Annotated in this window: 10 protein-coding genes; 7 read left to right on the top strand and 3 right to left on the bottom strand. The window is 64.5% G+C overall.

From position 1 onward, the window contains the following. Window positions 1–105: 105 nt before the first annotated feature. From K9F62_17540 to K9F62_17530, 3 genes are all read left to right on the top strand, one after another. On the top strand, window positions 106–1,935 hold the full coding sequence (locus tag K9F62_17540) for a PAS domain-containing protein (protein ID UJX40482.1): 1,830 nt from the start codon (window positions 106–108) through the stop codon (window positions 1,933–1,935). Next, window positions 1,932–3,299, top strand: a complete 1,368-nt coding sequence (locus K9F62_17535) for a sigma-54 dependent transcriptional regulator (protein ID UJX40481.1) — start codon at window positions 1,932–1,934, stop codon at window positions 3,297–3,299. The genes K9F62_17540 and K9F62_17535 overlap by 4 nt, the downstream gene beginning before the upstream one ends. 326 nt (window positions 3,300–3,625) lie before the next feature. Continuing rightward, entirely contained in the window at window positions 3,626–6,616 is a 2,991-nt protein-coding gene (locus K9F62_17530) for a PAS domain S-box protein (protein UJX40480.1), read from the top strand. A gap of 36 nt (window positions 6,617–6,652) precedes the next feature. Here the strand turns inward: K9F62_17530 and K9F62_17525 are convergent, their stop codons facing one another. From K9F62_17525 to K9F62_17515, 3 genes are all read right to left on the bottom strand, one after another. Beyond that, the gene (locus K9F62_17525) at window positions 6,653–7,798 is read right to left on the bottom strand and encodes a DUF459 domain-containing protein (protein ID UJX40479.1); all 1,146 of its coding nucleotides are present in this window, start codon (window positions 7,796–7,798) and stop codon (window positions 6,653–6,655) included. Beyond that, the gene (locus tag K9F62_17520) at window positions 7,764–8,927 is read right to left on the bottom strand and encodes a DUF459 domain-containing protein (protein UJX40478.1); all 1,164 of its coding nucleotides are present in this window, start codon (window positions 8,925–8,927) and stop codon (window positions 7,764–7,766) included. The genes K9F62_17525 and K9F62_17520 overlap by 35 nt, the downstream gene beginning before the upstream one ends. A 301-nt stretch (window positions 8,928–9,228) precedes the next feature. Next, window positions 9,229–9,600: an SH3 domain-containing protein gene (locus tag K9F62_17515; protein ID UJX40477.1), complete on the bottom strand. Its 372-nt coding sequence runs from the start codon at window positions 9,598–9,600 to the stop codon at window positions 9,229–9,231. 241 nt (window positions 9,601–9,841) lie between these two features. Here K9F62_17515 and argF point away from each other — a divergent pair, with 241 nt between their 5' ends. The 4 genes from argF (at window position 9,842) to K9F62_17495 (ending at window position 15,262) form a co-directional block, all read left to right on the top strand. Then, window positions 9,842–10,750 carry an ornithine carbamoyltransferase gene (gene argF / locus K9F62_17510; GenBank protein UJX40476.1) on the top strand — a complete coding sequence of 303 codons (909 nt, stop codon included), beginning with the start codon at window positions 9,842–9,844 and terminating at the stop codon, window positions 10,748–10,750. Window positions 10,751–10,771: 21 nt separating this feature from the next. Then, complete coding sequence (locus K9F62_17505) at window positions 10,772–11,965, top strand: argininosuccinate synthase (GenBank protein ID UJX40475.1); 1,194 nt, start codon at window positions 10,772–10,774, stop codon at window positions 11,963–11,965. A gap of 373 nt (window positions 11,966–12,338) precedes the next feature. Further along, window positions 12,339–13,721 carry an argininosuccinate lyase gene (gene argH, locus K9F62_17500; protein UJX40474.1) on the top strand — a complete coding sequence of 461 codons (1,383 nt, stop codon included), beginning with the start codon at window positions 12,339–12,341 and terminating at the stop codon, window positions 13,719–13,721. Further along, on the top strand, window positions 13,703–15,262 hold the full coding sequence (locus K9F62_17495; protein UJX40473.1) for a sigma 54-interacting transcriptional regulator: 1,560 nt from the start codon (window positions 13,703–13,705) through the stop codon (window positions 15,260–15,262). Before argH ends, K9F62_17495 begins: the two co-directional genes overlap by 19 nt. Window positions 15,263–15,270: the final 8 nt, after the last annotated feature.

The following is a 15,270-nucleotide window of genomic DNA, read 5'->3' as shown; positions in this document are numbered from 1 at the left end:
TGCAATGGTTTGCCCGGCTGGCGGGTTTCTCTCCGGAGGATGGCCGAACCCGCTTCTGTTCTGGACAGTGGTGGGATTGTGCCGTATAGAATTTAACCAGGTTGTATGGATTTTATGCAGAACAGGCTTCTGACGCGCGCAAGGAATGCGCTGGCGTTTCTCCGGCGAAATCCTTTTCGCGGGGCTTCGTCGCCCTTGCTGGTCATCGGTGCGGCCGTGATCCTGGCGGCCGTCGTCATCACCATGGCCGTCATCGACCTGGGCCGCGAAAAGCAATACGTCACCCAACTCTTGCTGGAAAAAGGCGCGGCTCTGATAAAGGCCTTCGAAGCCGGCACCCGCACGGGCATGCGCGGCGGCTTCGGAGCCAATATCCGGTTGCAGCACCTGCTCGAGGAAACGGCCAACCAGCCCGGCATCTTCTATATCGCCGTCACGGACACGGGCGGTCGCATCCTGGCCCACAACGACGCCAAGCGCATCGGCGACCAGCTCTTCAGCCCCGAGGCCATGCGGGATCTGGCCCCGGAAGCCACGGAGAAATGGCGTCTGGCCAAGGAAGACGACGGCCGCGAGTCCTTTCTGGTCTACCGGCGTTTTATTCCCTCGTCGCGGGGGGGGAGAGGACTCCACGGCTTCCATGGCAATCATTCCTCCATGCACGATCCCGGTTTTTTCTGCACGGACGACTGCGACGTGCCCGGGGCACGGCGCGACTTGCGCGGCATGCCCCTGGTCATTTTCGTCGGCCTCGACGTCGCCCCCATCGAGGCCGCCCGCCGGGTCGATCTCCAAAACACCCTGACCACGGCCGGCGTGCTGCTGGTCCTCGGGCTTGGCGGCGTGTTGGCCCTTTTCTGGGCTCAAAGCTACCGCGCCCAGCGCCGGGCCTTGCGACAGACCACGGCCCTGGCCTCGGAAGTGGTGGCCGCCATGCCGGCGGGACTGCTGCTCGTGGCCCCGGACGGCCGGGTGGCCATGGCCAACGGCGCGGCTGAAAACCTGGCCGGCGTGGTCTCCGGGGGCCTTGTCGGTCGGCCGGCCGGCGAGGTGTTGCCGCCGGACCTCCTCGATGGCGCGGAGGGCGGCGAGCGCCAGATGGACGTGGCCATAAGCGGTGGCGCGCCCATTGCCCTTGGCGTGGCGGTCTCGGCCGTGCGCACCGAGGAAGGAACGCCCGTGGGATCGCTGGTTGTGCTGCGGGACCTGCGTGAGATGCGTCGGCTGGAAGCCGAGATACGGCGGCGCGAGAAGCTGGCCGCCGTCGGCAACCTGGCTGCCGGGGTAGCCCACGAAATACGGAATCCCCTGAGCTCCATCCGGGGCTACGCCGCCTATTTCGGGGCCAAGTTCGCCCCGGGCAGTGAGGACCGGCAGGCGGCCGAGGTCATGGTTCGCGAGGTGGACCGTTTAAACCGCGTCATCTCCGAGCTGATCGAATTCGCCCGGCCCTCGGACATCAAGCGCCGGCCGGTGCGTCTGGCCGATCTGGCCTCCCACGCCGCCCGGCTGACCCTGCCCGACGCCACGGCCCGGGGCGTGTCCGTGGACATCTCCGGCGCGGCCGACGGGCCGGAAGTCACCGCTGATCCGGACCGTCTTACCCAGGCGTTGCTCAATTTGTGCCTAAACGCCATACAGGCCATGCAGCCCGGCGGCGTCATGACCCTGGCCGCGGGCACCGCCCCGGACGGGCGGGCGTTCTTGTCCGTGGCCGATACCGGCGGCGGCATCGACGACACGGAGCGCGACCGGATTTTCGATCCGTATTATACCACCAAACCGCATGGGACCGGACTGGGGCTGCCCATTGCCCACAAGATCGTGGCGGCCCACGGCGGCGAGATCGTCCTGGCCGCCCGGCCGGACGGCGGCACCGTGGCCACGGTGTACCTGCCGTCCGACAACCGGCGGCGCGAAAGCGGGGAATCATGAACCAGGCGCAAATACTTGTGGTTGACGACGACGCCGGGCATTTGTCCATGTTGCGGACGGTGCTTTCCGGCTGGGGCTATGCCCCGCAAGGGGCTTCCGACGGTGAGCAGGCCGTGGCCATGGTCCGGGAGAAGGCCTACGACGCCGTGCTGCTCGACGTGCGCATGGCCGGCATGGGCGGCATGGAGGCGCTCACGCGCATCAAGGAGTACAACCCTTCGGTGCCGGTCATCATCATGACGGCCTATTCGTCGGTGGAAACGGCTATCGCGGCGCTCAAGACCGGAGCTTACGACTACCTGACCAAGCCCCTCGACCTCGACGTGTTGCGCCTGACCTTGGAGCGGGCGCTGGACCATATGCGTCTGGCGGCGGAAAACGCCTCGCTTCGCGAACAGCTCGGCCCCGTGGCCGGCGGGCCGGAAATCATCGGCAAATCCAAGGCGATGCGTGATCTTTTCAACATGATCGGCATGGTCGCCCCCACCGAGGCCACGGTGCTCATTACCGGGGAATCCGGCACGGGCAAGGAGCTTGTGGCCAAGGCCATCCACGCCGGCAGCCCCAGGTCCTCCGGGCCGCTCGTGGCCGTCAACTGCGCGGCGTTAAGCGAATCCCTTCTCGAATCGGAACTTTTCGGCCATGAAAAAGGGGCCTTCACCGGGGCCGAGCGCCGCCGGGAAGGGCGGTTTCTGGCCGCCAACAAGGGCTCCATCTTCCTCGACGAGATCGGTGAGATCGCCCAGCCCATCCAGGCCAAGCTGTTGCGCGTCATTCAGGAGCGCGAAATCCAGCGCGTGGGCGGGGACAAGCCGGTGGGCGTGGATGTGCGCATTCTGGCCGCCACCAACCGCGACCTCAAAAAGGAAGTGGAGGAAGGGCGGTTTCGCGAGGACCTTTATTACCGGCTCAATGTCGTGATCGTGACCGTGCCGCCGCTGCGGAAGCGCGCCGAGGACATTCCGCTGCTGGCCCAGTTCTTCCTGGCCCGGTTCGCCGAGAAAAACCGCAAGCGCATCAAGGGGTTCACCCCTTCGGCCATGGACCACCTCATCCGCTGCCCCTGGCCCGGCAACGTGCGTGAACTGGAAAACGCCGTGGAGCGCGCGGTGATCTTGTCCGTCGGCGAATATGTTTCCGAGCGTGAGTTGCCCCTTTGCGATCCCATCGGGACCAGGGTGGATGCGGCGGCCGGCGCGGGGGACGTGGGCGGGCTGGCCGGACGGCCACTGGACGATGTGGAGCGCGAGGTCATCCTGGCCACCCTCGATTCCTGCGGCGGCAACAAGAGTGAGGCCGCCCGCGTGCTCGGCATCACCCGTGCAACCTTGCACAAAAAGCTCAAGAAATATGGCGAAGATTAGAGGTGTGCTTTTTTATTTGGTTTTGAAAGGAACGTACGAGAGCGCTTATTGCTTCTCCGGAAAAATTTTTCCCTGTATGTTCTTGTGAGGAACAGCCCCTGGGTATTGTGTCTTTTAAAACACGACTGTCTTTGATAAAAAATAATTATTTAAAGATGTTGCCTTTAAAATTCGTCTGCACTAGTTTCAAGGAGACGACACGGGGAACAACGCGGCGATAGTCGCTTTTGGCCGCAACGTGGGTGATACGGCGAACGTGGAGACTTCCACGTCAGGCAGGCGCAGCAATCGGGTGGACATCCTTCATGCCCCGGCAAGGAGCATCCATGGAATTTTTCCCCAAAAGCATGCTCCTTGGCCTCGCCAACAATGCGGCCTTGCTGCTCGTGTTGGCTTTTCTCTACGATTCGTTCACCAGGGCCGAAGCGGTGCACGCCTCGTTTCCCCGGCGCGTCCTGATGGGGCTTTGCCTGGGCGTCATCGCCATGGCCGTGATGCTCAACCCCTGGGAGCTGCGCCCCGGGCTTTTCTTCGATACCCGATCCATCCTGCTCGGCGTGACCGGGCTCTTTTTCGGTTTCGTGCCCACGGCCCTGGCCACGGTCATGGTGGCCTGCCTGCGTCTGGGGCAAGGCGGCGTCGGCCTGTATGCGGGCGTTGCGGTCAGCATCGCCTCGGGCCTGATCGGATTGGCCTGGCGGCAATGGCGCAAGGACCGGCTGGCCGGGTTGGGGCTTGGGGAACTCTATGTTTTCGGCCTTGTCGTGCATGTGGCCATGTTGGCCTGCATGCTGCTGTTGCCGGGCCATTATGCGCTGATGACGCTTCGCCGCGTCACCTTGCCGGTGCTGCTTGTTTATCCGTTGGTGACGGCTGGCCTGGGTCTGCTCATGGTGCGTCGGCTGGCCCGGAACCAGCTTGTCCTGCACCTTGCCGAGAGCGAATCGCGCTATCAGAGCCTTTTTGAAAACAACCATGCCGTCATGCTGCTGATCGACCCGGAGTCCGGCGCCGTGGTCGACGCCAATCCCTCGGCCTGCGCCTATTACGGTTGGACGCGCGAGGAGATCCGGCAGAAAAGAATGCATGAGATCAACACGCTGCCGCCTGATGCCGTGAAGGCAGCCATGGAAACCGCAACGACCCGGCGGGCCACGACCTTCAACTTCCGCCACCGTCTGGCCGACGGACGTATCCGGGAGGTCGAGGTCAATGCCGGACCAATCCGCCTCATGGGGCGGGAGCTGCTGTATTCCGTGATCATCGATGTCACGGACCGCCTGGAGGCCCAACATCGCCTGATCGAAAGCGAAACACGGTTTCGCCAGCTCGTGGAGCATGCCCCAAGCGGCGTTTTCGTGCAGACCGATGGCGTTTTTGCCTACGCCAATCCCCAGGCCCGCAGCTTTCTGGGCGCGGATACGCCCGAAGCCTTGATCGGTACGGCGGCGCTGGATCGGGTCGCCATTCACGACCAGGACCGGGCGCGCGCGCGTATCCATGACCTCAATGTCAACAGGCGTGCCGCGCCCTTGGTCGAGGAAACCATGCTGCGCCTGGACGGGGAGGCGTTTTTGGCCGAAGTGGCCGCGGTCCCTGTCGCCTGGGACGGCAAGGACGGGGCGCTGGTCTTTTTCCGGGACATCACCGAGCGCAAGCGCGACGAAGAGCGCCTGCGCCTGGGGGAAGCCCGGATGCAAAGCCTTTTTGCCGTAACCCAGATGGAGGCGGCTGACCTCGACGAACTGCTTGTCCATGCCGTGGAAGAGGTCAGGCGGCTGACCGGGAGCCGGTTCGGCTGCATTTTTTTGCAGGACGAAGCGGACGGTCGGCTGTCGCGGGTGGCCGAGGCATGCGATGCGCAGTGCCTGCGCCATCGACCGGATGGTTTTTTTGAGCGGCATGTTCCGGGGCAATGGTCCGAGGCGCTGGCGACGCGCCGTCCCGTGGTCGTACCTGCGGGGAAGGCGGGCAGTGACGGCGAGACGGTGTGCGTGCCCATCGTTTCGGACGAGAGGGTGGTGGCGATGCTGGTCGTCGCCGGCAAGCGGGAACCCTACGATGCCTCCGACATGCGCTCCATCTCCCTGTTCCTGGACACTGTTTGGCGGATGGTGGCCAGGCGGCGCGATGCGGCCGCGTTGCTTGCGGCCAAGGAGGCGGCGGAACGCGCCAGCCGGGTCAAAAGCGAGTTTCTGGCCAACATGAGTCATGAGCTGCGCACCCCCTTAAACGGCATTCAGGGCATGACCCAACTGCTCGCCACGACCAGCCTCACGCCCGAACAGCATGAATACGTACACGCCGCCCTGATTTCCTGCCGCCGGCTGACGCGTCTTCTGGGCGACATCCTCGACCTGTCCCGGGTGGAATCCGGCAAGCTCACCTTGCTCCCCGAACCGTTTCGACTGGCGGACCTTCTGTCCGCGGTGACCGCGGCGTTCATGCCGATTTGCCGCGAGGCGGGAATCGATTGGGGCACGGAAGTCGCCCCGGGCGTGCCCGAGGTCCTTTTCGGCGACGAGGGCCGGGTGCGCCAGGTCCTCTACAATCTGGTCGGCAACGCCGTGAAATTCACCAAAGCCGGCGGCGTACGCCTCGAGGTTTGGGCCGGTCCGGCCAATGCCTCGGGCTACGGCAGCGTGTTTTTTGCTGTGACCGATACCGGGGTCGGCATTCCCGAATCGGAACTGGAGCGGGTCTTCGAGGCCTTTCACCAGGTGGAGCGGTCGTTTTCCCGGCGCTTCCAGGGGGCGGGACTCGGCCTTGCCATCGTGCGCCGTCTGCTCGACCTGATGCAGGGAACCATCAGCGTGGAAAGCGAGGTCGGCCGGGGCACGCGCTGCGTGTGCGCCCTGCCGCTCGTACAGCCGCGGGCGCAGGGCGACGAGAGCCGAGCCCTCCCGACCGCCGCCGCGCCGGGGACGGCAACCGGCGTGCGCGTTCTGGTCGCCGAGGACGACGCCATAAACGCCATGGGCATCAGCCGCATGCTGGAAAAGCTCGGCCATGTCGTGACCGTGGCCCGCAATGGTCAGGAGGCCGTGGAGCTTGCCTTGACCATACGCCCCGACTGCATCTTCATGGATGTGGGCATGCCGGTCCTGGACGGCGTCAAGGCCACGGCGCGCATCCGGGAGAGAACCCGGGATGCCGGGCAAAATCCCATCCCGGTCATCGCCATGACGGCCCACGCCATGGCCGGGGACAAGGAAAACCTGCTGGCCGCCGGCATGGACGACTACGTGTCCAAGCCCGTGGACCAGGAGGCCCTGGCCGCGGCGCTTGCGCGGGCCTGTGGCAAGAGTGCGTCCTAGGGCCTAAAGCGGAGCGGGGGAGAGTCTTTCTCCGTGTCAGCGTTTGACCGGCAGTCGCAGGGACTGCCCGAGCGACAGGCGGGTGGCTTCCACCTTGGGATTGATTTCCATGAGATCGTCGGCGGAAATCCCCAGTCGGCGGGCGATGAGGCGAAGGGTGTCCCCTTTTTTCACCGTATAGACCTTGCCGGACGGCCTGGCCTTGGTCTTTTTGGGTTTCGCCTGCGGCTCCGCGGCGGCGGTCTGGTCGGGGGTGGGGTGGACGTCCCGGGCGTAAGCGCGCAGTTCGTCCACGCCGGCGATGGGGGGCAGATGTTCCCGCTTGGCGATGCCGGCCAGGACGACGCCGCCGAGGAGCCTGGCCCCGGCTTCCGTCATATGCACGCCGTCGGCCGTGCGCAGGGTCAGGTGCTCGCCGGTCGCGCCGTCGCGGCCGTGGCGGCTGTAGTGGCCGTCGGGATCGCTGAAGGCCGCGTGGGTGTCGATGAAACGGCAGCCCGGCGTGGCGGCGCACATGGACGAAAGCGCCGCGTTGACCTGGATCGCGCCCTTGGCCAGTTCGGCCTCGCCCATGGCCGGCACCCCCACCCAATAGACCCGGACGTGGGGATTGGCCGCGCGGCAGATGGCCACCAGCTCGCGCGCCTTGGCGGCATAGGCCTCGGGCCAGGCGGGGTTGTCGAAGAACACGCGGCTGCCGTCCGGCCCTTCCACGGGCATGACGTCGTTGGCCCCGATCATGATGACCACCACGTCCGGCGGATCGCCGGCAACGCGTTCGCGCAGCCTGGCCGGCCAGTCGAGGAGCTCGGGTCTGGTCAGCCCGGTCGAGCGCGTGCCGTCGCGGGTGTAGTCGATGCCCACCGCGCCGGCGAGGGCGTGTTCCATCTGCTCGCCGAGGCTGATCGAGAGCGAATCGCCGACGACGAGCACCCGCAGGGGGGAGGCGTGGGGCGGTTTGGGGGCGCGTCGGAAAAAGAGGTCCGACGGGGTCAGCACGCTGTCGGGCTGGGTCGTCTCCCCGCTTTCGCCTTTGCAGGAGACGGCCATGAAACACAAGGCACAGGCCAAAAGCAGCGGGAGAATGCGCCCCTTCCCGCCACGGCGGGCGTGGGCTGAACCGGTGTTTGGCGCCTTGGCGCAAGGGTCATGGCTTGTTGGAAGCCGTTGTATTGGTCGCATCGGATTTCTTGGGCCGAAGTTCCATGTCCTTGGCCAGGGCGGCCAGGAAGGATTGGGCCAGGATGTCGCCCCCGGCCACGGTGAAATGCACCTTGTCGTTGGCCCGCACCTTGATCTTGACGCCCTTTTCGTTGGGCAGAAACGTCGAGTAATTGCCCTGGGCGTCGGTGAGCAGATTCCAGGTGTCGAGAAAACGGCTGGCGCTGTATTTGGCGCACTCGGTCTTGAGTATCCCGTTCATGACCTGGACCTGCTTGGCAAAGGCCGGATCGCCCATGATGGGCAGCCCGATCCAGTAATTGCGGATGCCTTTGTCCTGCAAGGCGCTCAAAAGATTTTCCAGGCGCATGGCGAAGACCTCGGGCCAGGTCTTGTTCGTGCTTCCGGGCGCCCGGGGCTTTTCGTTGATGTTGATGTACTTGGCGTCGTTGGCCCCCATCATGACAACCACAACGTCGGGTTTGTACTTGTCGAGAAAGACGCGCAGCGCCCTGCTCCAGTCGTAATACTTGGGATTGGCCAGGCCGCTTGACACCTTGCCTTCCTCGAAAAGTTCCATGCCGTCGAATTCGGCCACGGATCGGCGCAGGGACAGGGACAGGCCGATGGCCAGGGAATCGCCCACCACCAGCATCCTGCGGGGGGCTTGCAGCTTGGCGGCCGTCAACTGGGGACCTTCCGGCTGTCCCGCGGAGGGCGCGCCCGACTGGGTGGTGCTCGCGTCGCCGGCCGCCCCGGTATCCGTTACCGGCGGTCGTGGCGGGGCCAGGGCGGCCAGCAGTCCGGCCGTGTCCACCGGGATGTCGCTTTTGATCACCGGCTGGTTGGGGTCCAGGCGGTCATGCAGGGCCTGGGCCGCCTTGGCCGTGGCCGGTTCGTCGCGACAGGCCAGGGTGTTTTTGTAGGTCTCGTCGAAAAAAGGCGCCAGGGCGCAGTCCATTTTGCGGGAGACGGTGGCCAGACCGGTCTCGCGCCAGAGGTTGCGCACGTGGCGCACCTCGCGGGCCACTCCGGGGGCGGGGCCGTCGGCCAGCCGCTCATCGACCCACACCGACACCTTTTCAATGTTGGCCACGGCCGTCACCAGCAGGGCGATATAAAAAATCAGGCAGGCTTTTTTCCAGCTCATGGGCCTTGACTGTGCTCGGGAGTTAGGGATGGGGCTGTCCGCCGGAAGCCGTCAGTTGGCCTCGGCCCGGGGCAATTCGTTTGCAGCCGGGGTCGGGGCGTGACGAAAGGCGGCGACCCGAACCGGCGTTGTGGCGGTAAAAAGGCGTTCGGAGATCCGAAGGATGCGCCGGCAGGCGGCAGTCGACGGGAAATATCGCATCCGGCTACCTATAGAGCCGGCGCGGCGCTTTGTCCAGACGGAGGGGGGCGCTGCGGCGGACGACCTGGCTGGCCGACCGCCGCACGACAAGAAAACGCTTTTAATCGATGTACTTGGTGGCGACCCAGCCTTCAAGCCCCCGGGTGGGGACGAAAACATGGGTCCAGCCGCCCTGGTGGTAAAGCACCTGGACCTGCTCGCCGAGGTCAAGCGAGGCCAGGATGCCGCACTTGGTCGTCGGACAGGACCGAAGGCTCAGGTACTGGGTATTGACCTGGGCGTAGACGACGCTTGGAGCGACCATGACGGGCGCGGGCACGCAGCCGTATCCCGGCGACCAGTAGTAGCCGTCCGGGCAGACGGGCGGCGGCGACGGCACGTACACCGTGGGACCGGCCGCGACCACGCATCCCGACAGAGCCACAAGGGCCGAGAAGCCAACCAACAGGCACACCGTGCGCATTGCCTTCATGAGTGCATCCTCCCGCCTGGATTATGGGCCGACGGGCCCGTGTTTCCGCGCCCGGCCGGACAGGCGGCCCGGCGACGGATGGGATGTGTCAGCATGGGGTTTTGCTACCACCTTGACGGCGGCCGGGTCAACGCATCCGGAACAGCGATGTGGCGTCCAGGCCCTTTACAATACCTGGCGGATAAGACTATATATTGCCTTTTCTACAATTTATGGCAAGTCGCGTCGCAAGGATAACGTCATGCCCCAACACTTCCTGACCATTCTGGACTTCTCCAAGCAAGAGGCCGCCGCCCTGCTCGACAGGGCCGCCACCATGAAGGCCGCCGATTACCGCTCGGGCCTGCTCGACGGCAAAACCTGCATCCTCGTCTTTGAAAAGGCCTCCACCCGCACCCGCGTCTCCTTCGAGGTCGCCGTGCGCCATCTCGGCGGCTGGCCCATTTTCATGACCCAAAACGATTCCCAGCTCGGCCGCGACGAACCCATCCGCGACACCGCCCGGGTGCTGTCCCGCTACGCCGACTGTCTGATCGTGCGAACCTTCGGCCACCACAAGCTCGAGGAACTGGCCGCGGCCGGCTCCATCCCCGTGGTCAACGCCCTGTCCGACGAATACCATCCCTGCCAGATCATGGCCGACCTGCTCACCATGCGCGAGCACTCCGGCCGCCTGCAAGGGCTCACCCTGGCCTTTGTCGGCGACGGCAACAACATCGCCCATTCGCTTATCAACGCCGCCGCCCGCTTCCCCATCCGCGTGGTCGTGGCCGCGCCCAAGGGCTACGAGCCCGATCCCGCCGTGGTCGCACGCGCCCGGGACGAAGGGGCCGACGTGGCCGTGGTCAACGATCCGACCGAAGCGGCCAAGGGCGCGGACTACCTTTATACCGACGTCTGGGCCTCCATGGGCCAGGAATCGGAACAGGCCATCCGGGCCAAGGCCTTCGACGGGTTCCAGATAAACGACGCGCTTCTCGCCCTGGCCAAACCCGATGCCAAGGTGCTCCACTGCCTGCCCGCCCATCGCGGGGAGGAAATCACCGATTCCGTCATGGAAGGACCCCATTCCGTGGTCTGGGACGAAGCCGAAAATCGTCTCCACGTGCAGAAAGCCATTCTCGAATGGATTTTCACCAAGGGGAAATAGCCCCGCAAGAAGGAACGAGCCATGAGCGCCATCAAGAAAGTCGTCCTCGCCTATTCCGGCGGTCTCGACACCTCCGTCATCCTCAAATGGATCAAGAAGACGTATGACTGCGAGGTCATCACCGTCACCTGCGACCTGGGCCAGGAAGAGGAACTCGACGGCCTGGAGGAAAAGGCCCTGCGCACCGGCGCGTCCAAGGCCTACATCGACGACCTGCGCGAGGAATTCGCCAAGGACTTCATCTTCCCCATGCTGCGGGCCGGGGCCATCTACGAAGGCCGCTACCTGCTCGGCACCTCCATCGCCCGGCCGCTTATCGCCAAGCGCCTGGTCGAGGTGGCCCGGGCCGAAGGCGCCCAGGCCGTGGCCCACGGCGCCACGGGCAAGGGCAACGACCAGGTCCGCTTCGAGCTGACCACCGGCGTTTTGGCCCCCGATCTGCGCACCATCGCCCCCTGGCGCGAATGGGATTTCGCCTCGCGCACCGACCTTATCAATTTCGCCAAGGAAAACGGCATCCCCGTCCCCTCGGACAAGAAAGGCTCGGACCACAGCATGGACCGCAATCTGCTGCACCTAAGCTTCGAGGGTGGCGAGCTGGAAGATCCCTGGAACGAGCCCGGCCCCGACACCTACCTCCTCACCGTGCCCGTGGAGAAAGCCCCGGATACCCCGGACGTCATCGCCATCGATTTCGAACACGGCGACCCGGTGGCCGTTGACGGCGAAAAGCTTTCGCCGGCGTCGCTCATCAAGCTGCTCAACACCCTTGGCGGCAAGCACGGCATCGGCCGCATCGACATGGTCGAAAACCGCTTCGTCGGCATGAAGTCGCGCGGCGTCTACGAGACCCCGGGCGGCACCATCCTGCATATCGCCAAGCGCGACCTCGAAGGCATCTGCCTCGACCGCGAGGTCATGCACCTGCGCGATGGGTTGATCCCCAAGTACGCCGAGATGGTCTACAACGGCTTCTGGTACGGCCCGGAACGCAAGGCCCTGCAAGCCATGATCGACGAAGCCTCCGACCGCGTCACCGGCACCGTGCGCGTCAAGCTTTACAAGGGCCAAGCCTACCCGGTCGGCCGCAAGTCGCCCAACAGCCTCTACAACCCCAAGCTCGCCACCTTCGAAAAGGACGAGATCTACAACCAGGCCGACGCGTCCGGCTTCATCAAGCTGGTCGGCTTGCGCCTGCGCGGGCTTGGGAAGTAGGAATTGCCTCCGGCGGCCAGGGGAGGCTCTGCCTCCCCTGGACCCCACCGCCGGGGGGCTTGATGCCCCCCGGTCCCCCCTTCTCGGCTTTGGTCGGGCGAGACCATGGCGGGGAAGCGGGACTCCGGACGTTTGTCGCCGCAATCGGCCCGGCGGCACGAGGGGCAAAAGCCCCTCGACGCCGGACTCGATTGCGGCGACAAGGTGCGCCAGCGGCGAAGCGCCGCATGGAAGAACGTTAGGACCAGGGGATTATACAACCCCGTTGAGAATTTTTTGGGGAGGGTGGGGGTCCGGGGGAGGGAACCCCTTTTTTGCAAAAAAGGGGTTCCCTCCCCCGGTTCCTCTTCCCCTCCTCCGGAGGATACACACCATGTCCACCAAAATGTGGGGCGGGCGGTTTGGCGAAGGTACCGGGGCCTTGATGGAAGCCTACAGCGAGTCGGTTTCCTATGACCGCCGCATGTACCGGCAGGATATTGCCGGGTCCAAGGCGCATGCCCGGATGTTGGCCAAACGCGGCGTTTTGACCGGGGATGAGGCCGAGCGCATTGTGTATGGCCTGGATCAGGTGCTGGACGAGATCGAGGTTGGCGGCTTTCCCTGGCGGGTGGAGTTCGAGGACGTGCACATGAATGTGGAGCAGCGTCTGACCGAACTCATCGGCCCCCTTGGCGGCAAGCTCCATACCGGCCGCAGCCGCAACGACCAGGTGGCGCTGGATTTCAGGCTCTACGTGGCCGAGAGCCTGGAGGTTTGGACCAAGCTTTTGCGGGAGCTTGTCGGCGTCTTCCTGGAGCGGGCGGGGGAGCACAAGGACACGTTGCTGCCCGGCTGCACACATATGCAGCCGGCCCAGCCGGTGAGCCTCGCCCATCATCTGCTGGCCTATGCCTGGATGCTGCGGCGCGACTGCGAGCGGGCCGAGGATGCGCTCAAAAGAGTCAAGGTATCGCCCCTTGGCGCGGCGGCCCTGGCCGGCACGACCTATCCCCTCGATCCGGGCATGGTGGCCCGGACGGTGGGCTTTTCCCACGCCTTTGCCAACAGCATGGACGCCGTCTCGGACCGCGATTTCGTGCTGGAGTCCCTTTTTTGCGCTTCGCTGGTCATGGCGCATCTGAGCCGCTTTTGCGAGGAGATCATTCTCTGGGCCAATCCGCGTTTCGGTTATGTTGCGCTGCCCGATGCCTACGCCACGGGATCGAGCATCATGCCGCAGAAAAAAAATCCCGATGCGGCGGAACTGATGCGCGGCCGGGTGGGGCGGGTGTATGGTTCGCTTATGGGGCTGCTTACGGTTGTCAAGGGGTTGCCGCTGACGTATAATCGTGACTTGCAGGAAGACAAGGAGCCGTTTTTCGACGCCGACGACACCGTGCGGGCCTCGCTTCGGGTCATGGCCGGGATGCTTGGCGCGCTGGCCTTTCGTCCCGAGCGCATGCGCGAAGCCCTGACCCAGGGCTTTCTCAACGCCACGGAGCTGGCGGATTATCTGGCGGCCAAGGGTGTTCCGTTTCGGGAGGCCCACCACATCACCGGCCATGCCGTGGCCTTTGCCGAATCCAAGGGCAAGGCGCTCGAAGAATTGACCCTTGACGAATTGCGCGTGTTTTCACCGGCCATGGAGGCTGATGTTTTCGAGGCCCTGCGGTATGAAACCGCCGTGGCCAGACGTAACGGACCCGGCGGCACGGGTCCCGAATCCGTGACCGCACAGATGGCGGAACTTACCCGATGGCTTCAAAAACGCTAAATCTCCAGCTCTCCTGCCTCTCCGCCATAAGCGGCATCATCGATAAGGCGCTCGACCTCGAGCAGTCGCTCCAGGATATTTTGCGTATCCTGGCCGAAACGCTTTCCATGAAGCGCGCCACCATCACCCTGGTCGACCGCTCCACGGGCAAGCTTGTCATCAGCGTTTCCCAGGGGCTGTCCGCCGAGGAGAAGCGGCGGGGCGTCTACGGCCTTGACGAAGGCGTCACCGGTCTCATTTTCCAGACGGCCCAGCCCTACGTGGTGCCGGACATCCGCAACGAGCCGCTTTTTCTGGACAAAACCCAGTCGCGTAAGATCGAGCGCCATACGATCTCCTTTGTCGGAGTGCCGATCATCCTGCACGGGCAGGCCATCGGCGTGCTCAACGTGGACCGGCTTTTCGGCGACGAAGTGGATTACGGGGAGGACGTGGCTTTTCTGACCGTCGTGGCCACGCTCATTGCCCAGTTCATGAGCCTCAACCAGAAATACGAGGCCAAGGTCGAGAATCTCAAGCGGGAAAACATCTCGCTCAAATACAAGCTGTCCCAGGAATCCCAGGGGCTCTATATCGTCGGCAAGAGTCTGGCCATGCAGGATGTGCAGCGCCAGATCGAAAAGGTCGCCCCGACCCGGGCCACGGTGCTGCTCCTTGGCGAGTCCGGCACCGGCAAGACGCTTATCGGCCGCATCATCCACGATCTTTCCGAGCGCAAGGACTATCCCTTCATCAAGGTCAACTGCGCCTCGATTCCGGAAACCCTGCTGGAATCGGAACTCTTCGGCTATGAAAAGGGTGCGTTCACCGGGGCGGACCAGACCAAGCCCGGCCGGTTCGAGGAGGCCAACAAGGGCACGCTTTTTCTCGACGAGATCGGCGAACTGCCGCTCGGGCTCCAGGCCAAGCTGCTGCGCGTACTCCAGGACAAGGAGTTCGAGCGCCTGGGCAGCAACAAGACCCGGCAGGCGGACGTGCGCATCCTGGCCGCCACCAACAAGGATCTGGCCGCGTTGGCCGAGGAGGGGTCGTTTCGCCCCGATCTCTACTACCGGCTCAACGTTTTTCCGCTCAACGCCCCGCCGCTTCGGGACCGCAAGGAAGACATCCCGAGCCTGCTTATCCATTTCCTCAACAAGGTCTCCAAGGAATACGCCCGCAAGCTGACCTTTTCCACCGAGGCCCTGGCCGTGCTCAAGCAATACGACTGGCCGGGCAATGTCCGGGAGATGGAGAACCTGGTGGAACGGCTGGTGATTCTGGCTGAAAAAGAGCGGATCGACGCCGACCTCATCCGGCCCTATCTGACCATTCCGTCGCGGGAAGAGGGCAGCCACGAGGTCGAGCTGGGCGGCGAAAATTCCCCGTCGCTGCAAAGCCTGGAGAAGTCCGTCATCATCGACGCCCTGCGCCGCAGCGGCGGCATCCAGCACAAGGCGGCCCGGGAACTCGGCATCACGCCGCGCCAGATGGGCTACCGGGTCAAGAAGTTCAATCTCGAATCCCTGGTTGCCGTGCAACGGGTGAAAAGCCGGGCCTGATCGGTTCA

It is taken from the genome of Desulfovibrio sp. JY (genome assembly GCA_021730285.1).
Classification (GTDB): Bacteria; Desulfobacterota; Desulfovibrionia; order Desulfovibrionales; family Desulfovibrionaceae; genus Solidesulfovibrio.
The sequence above is the reverse complement of the archived record's forward strand: the minus strand, read 5'-3'. Positions and strand labels throughout refer to the sequence as shown.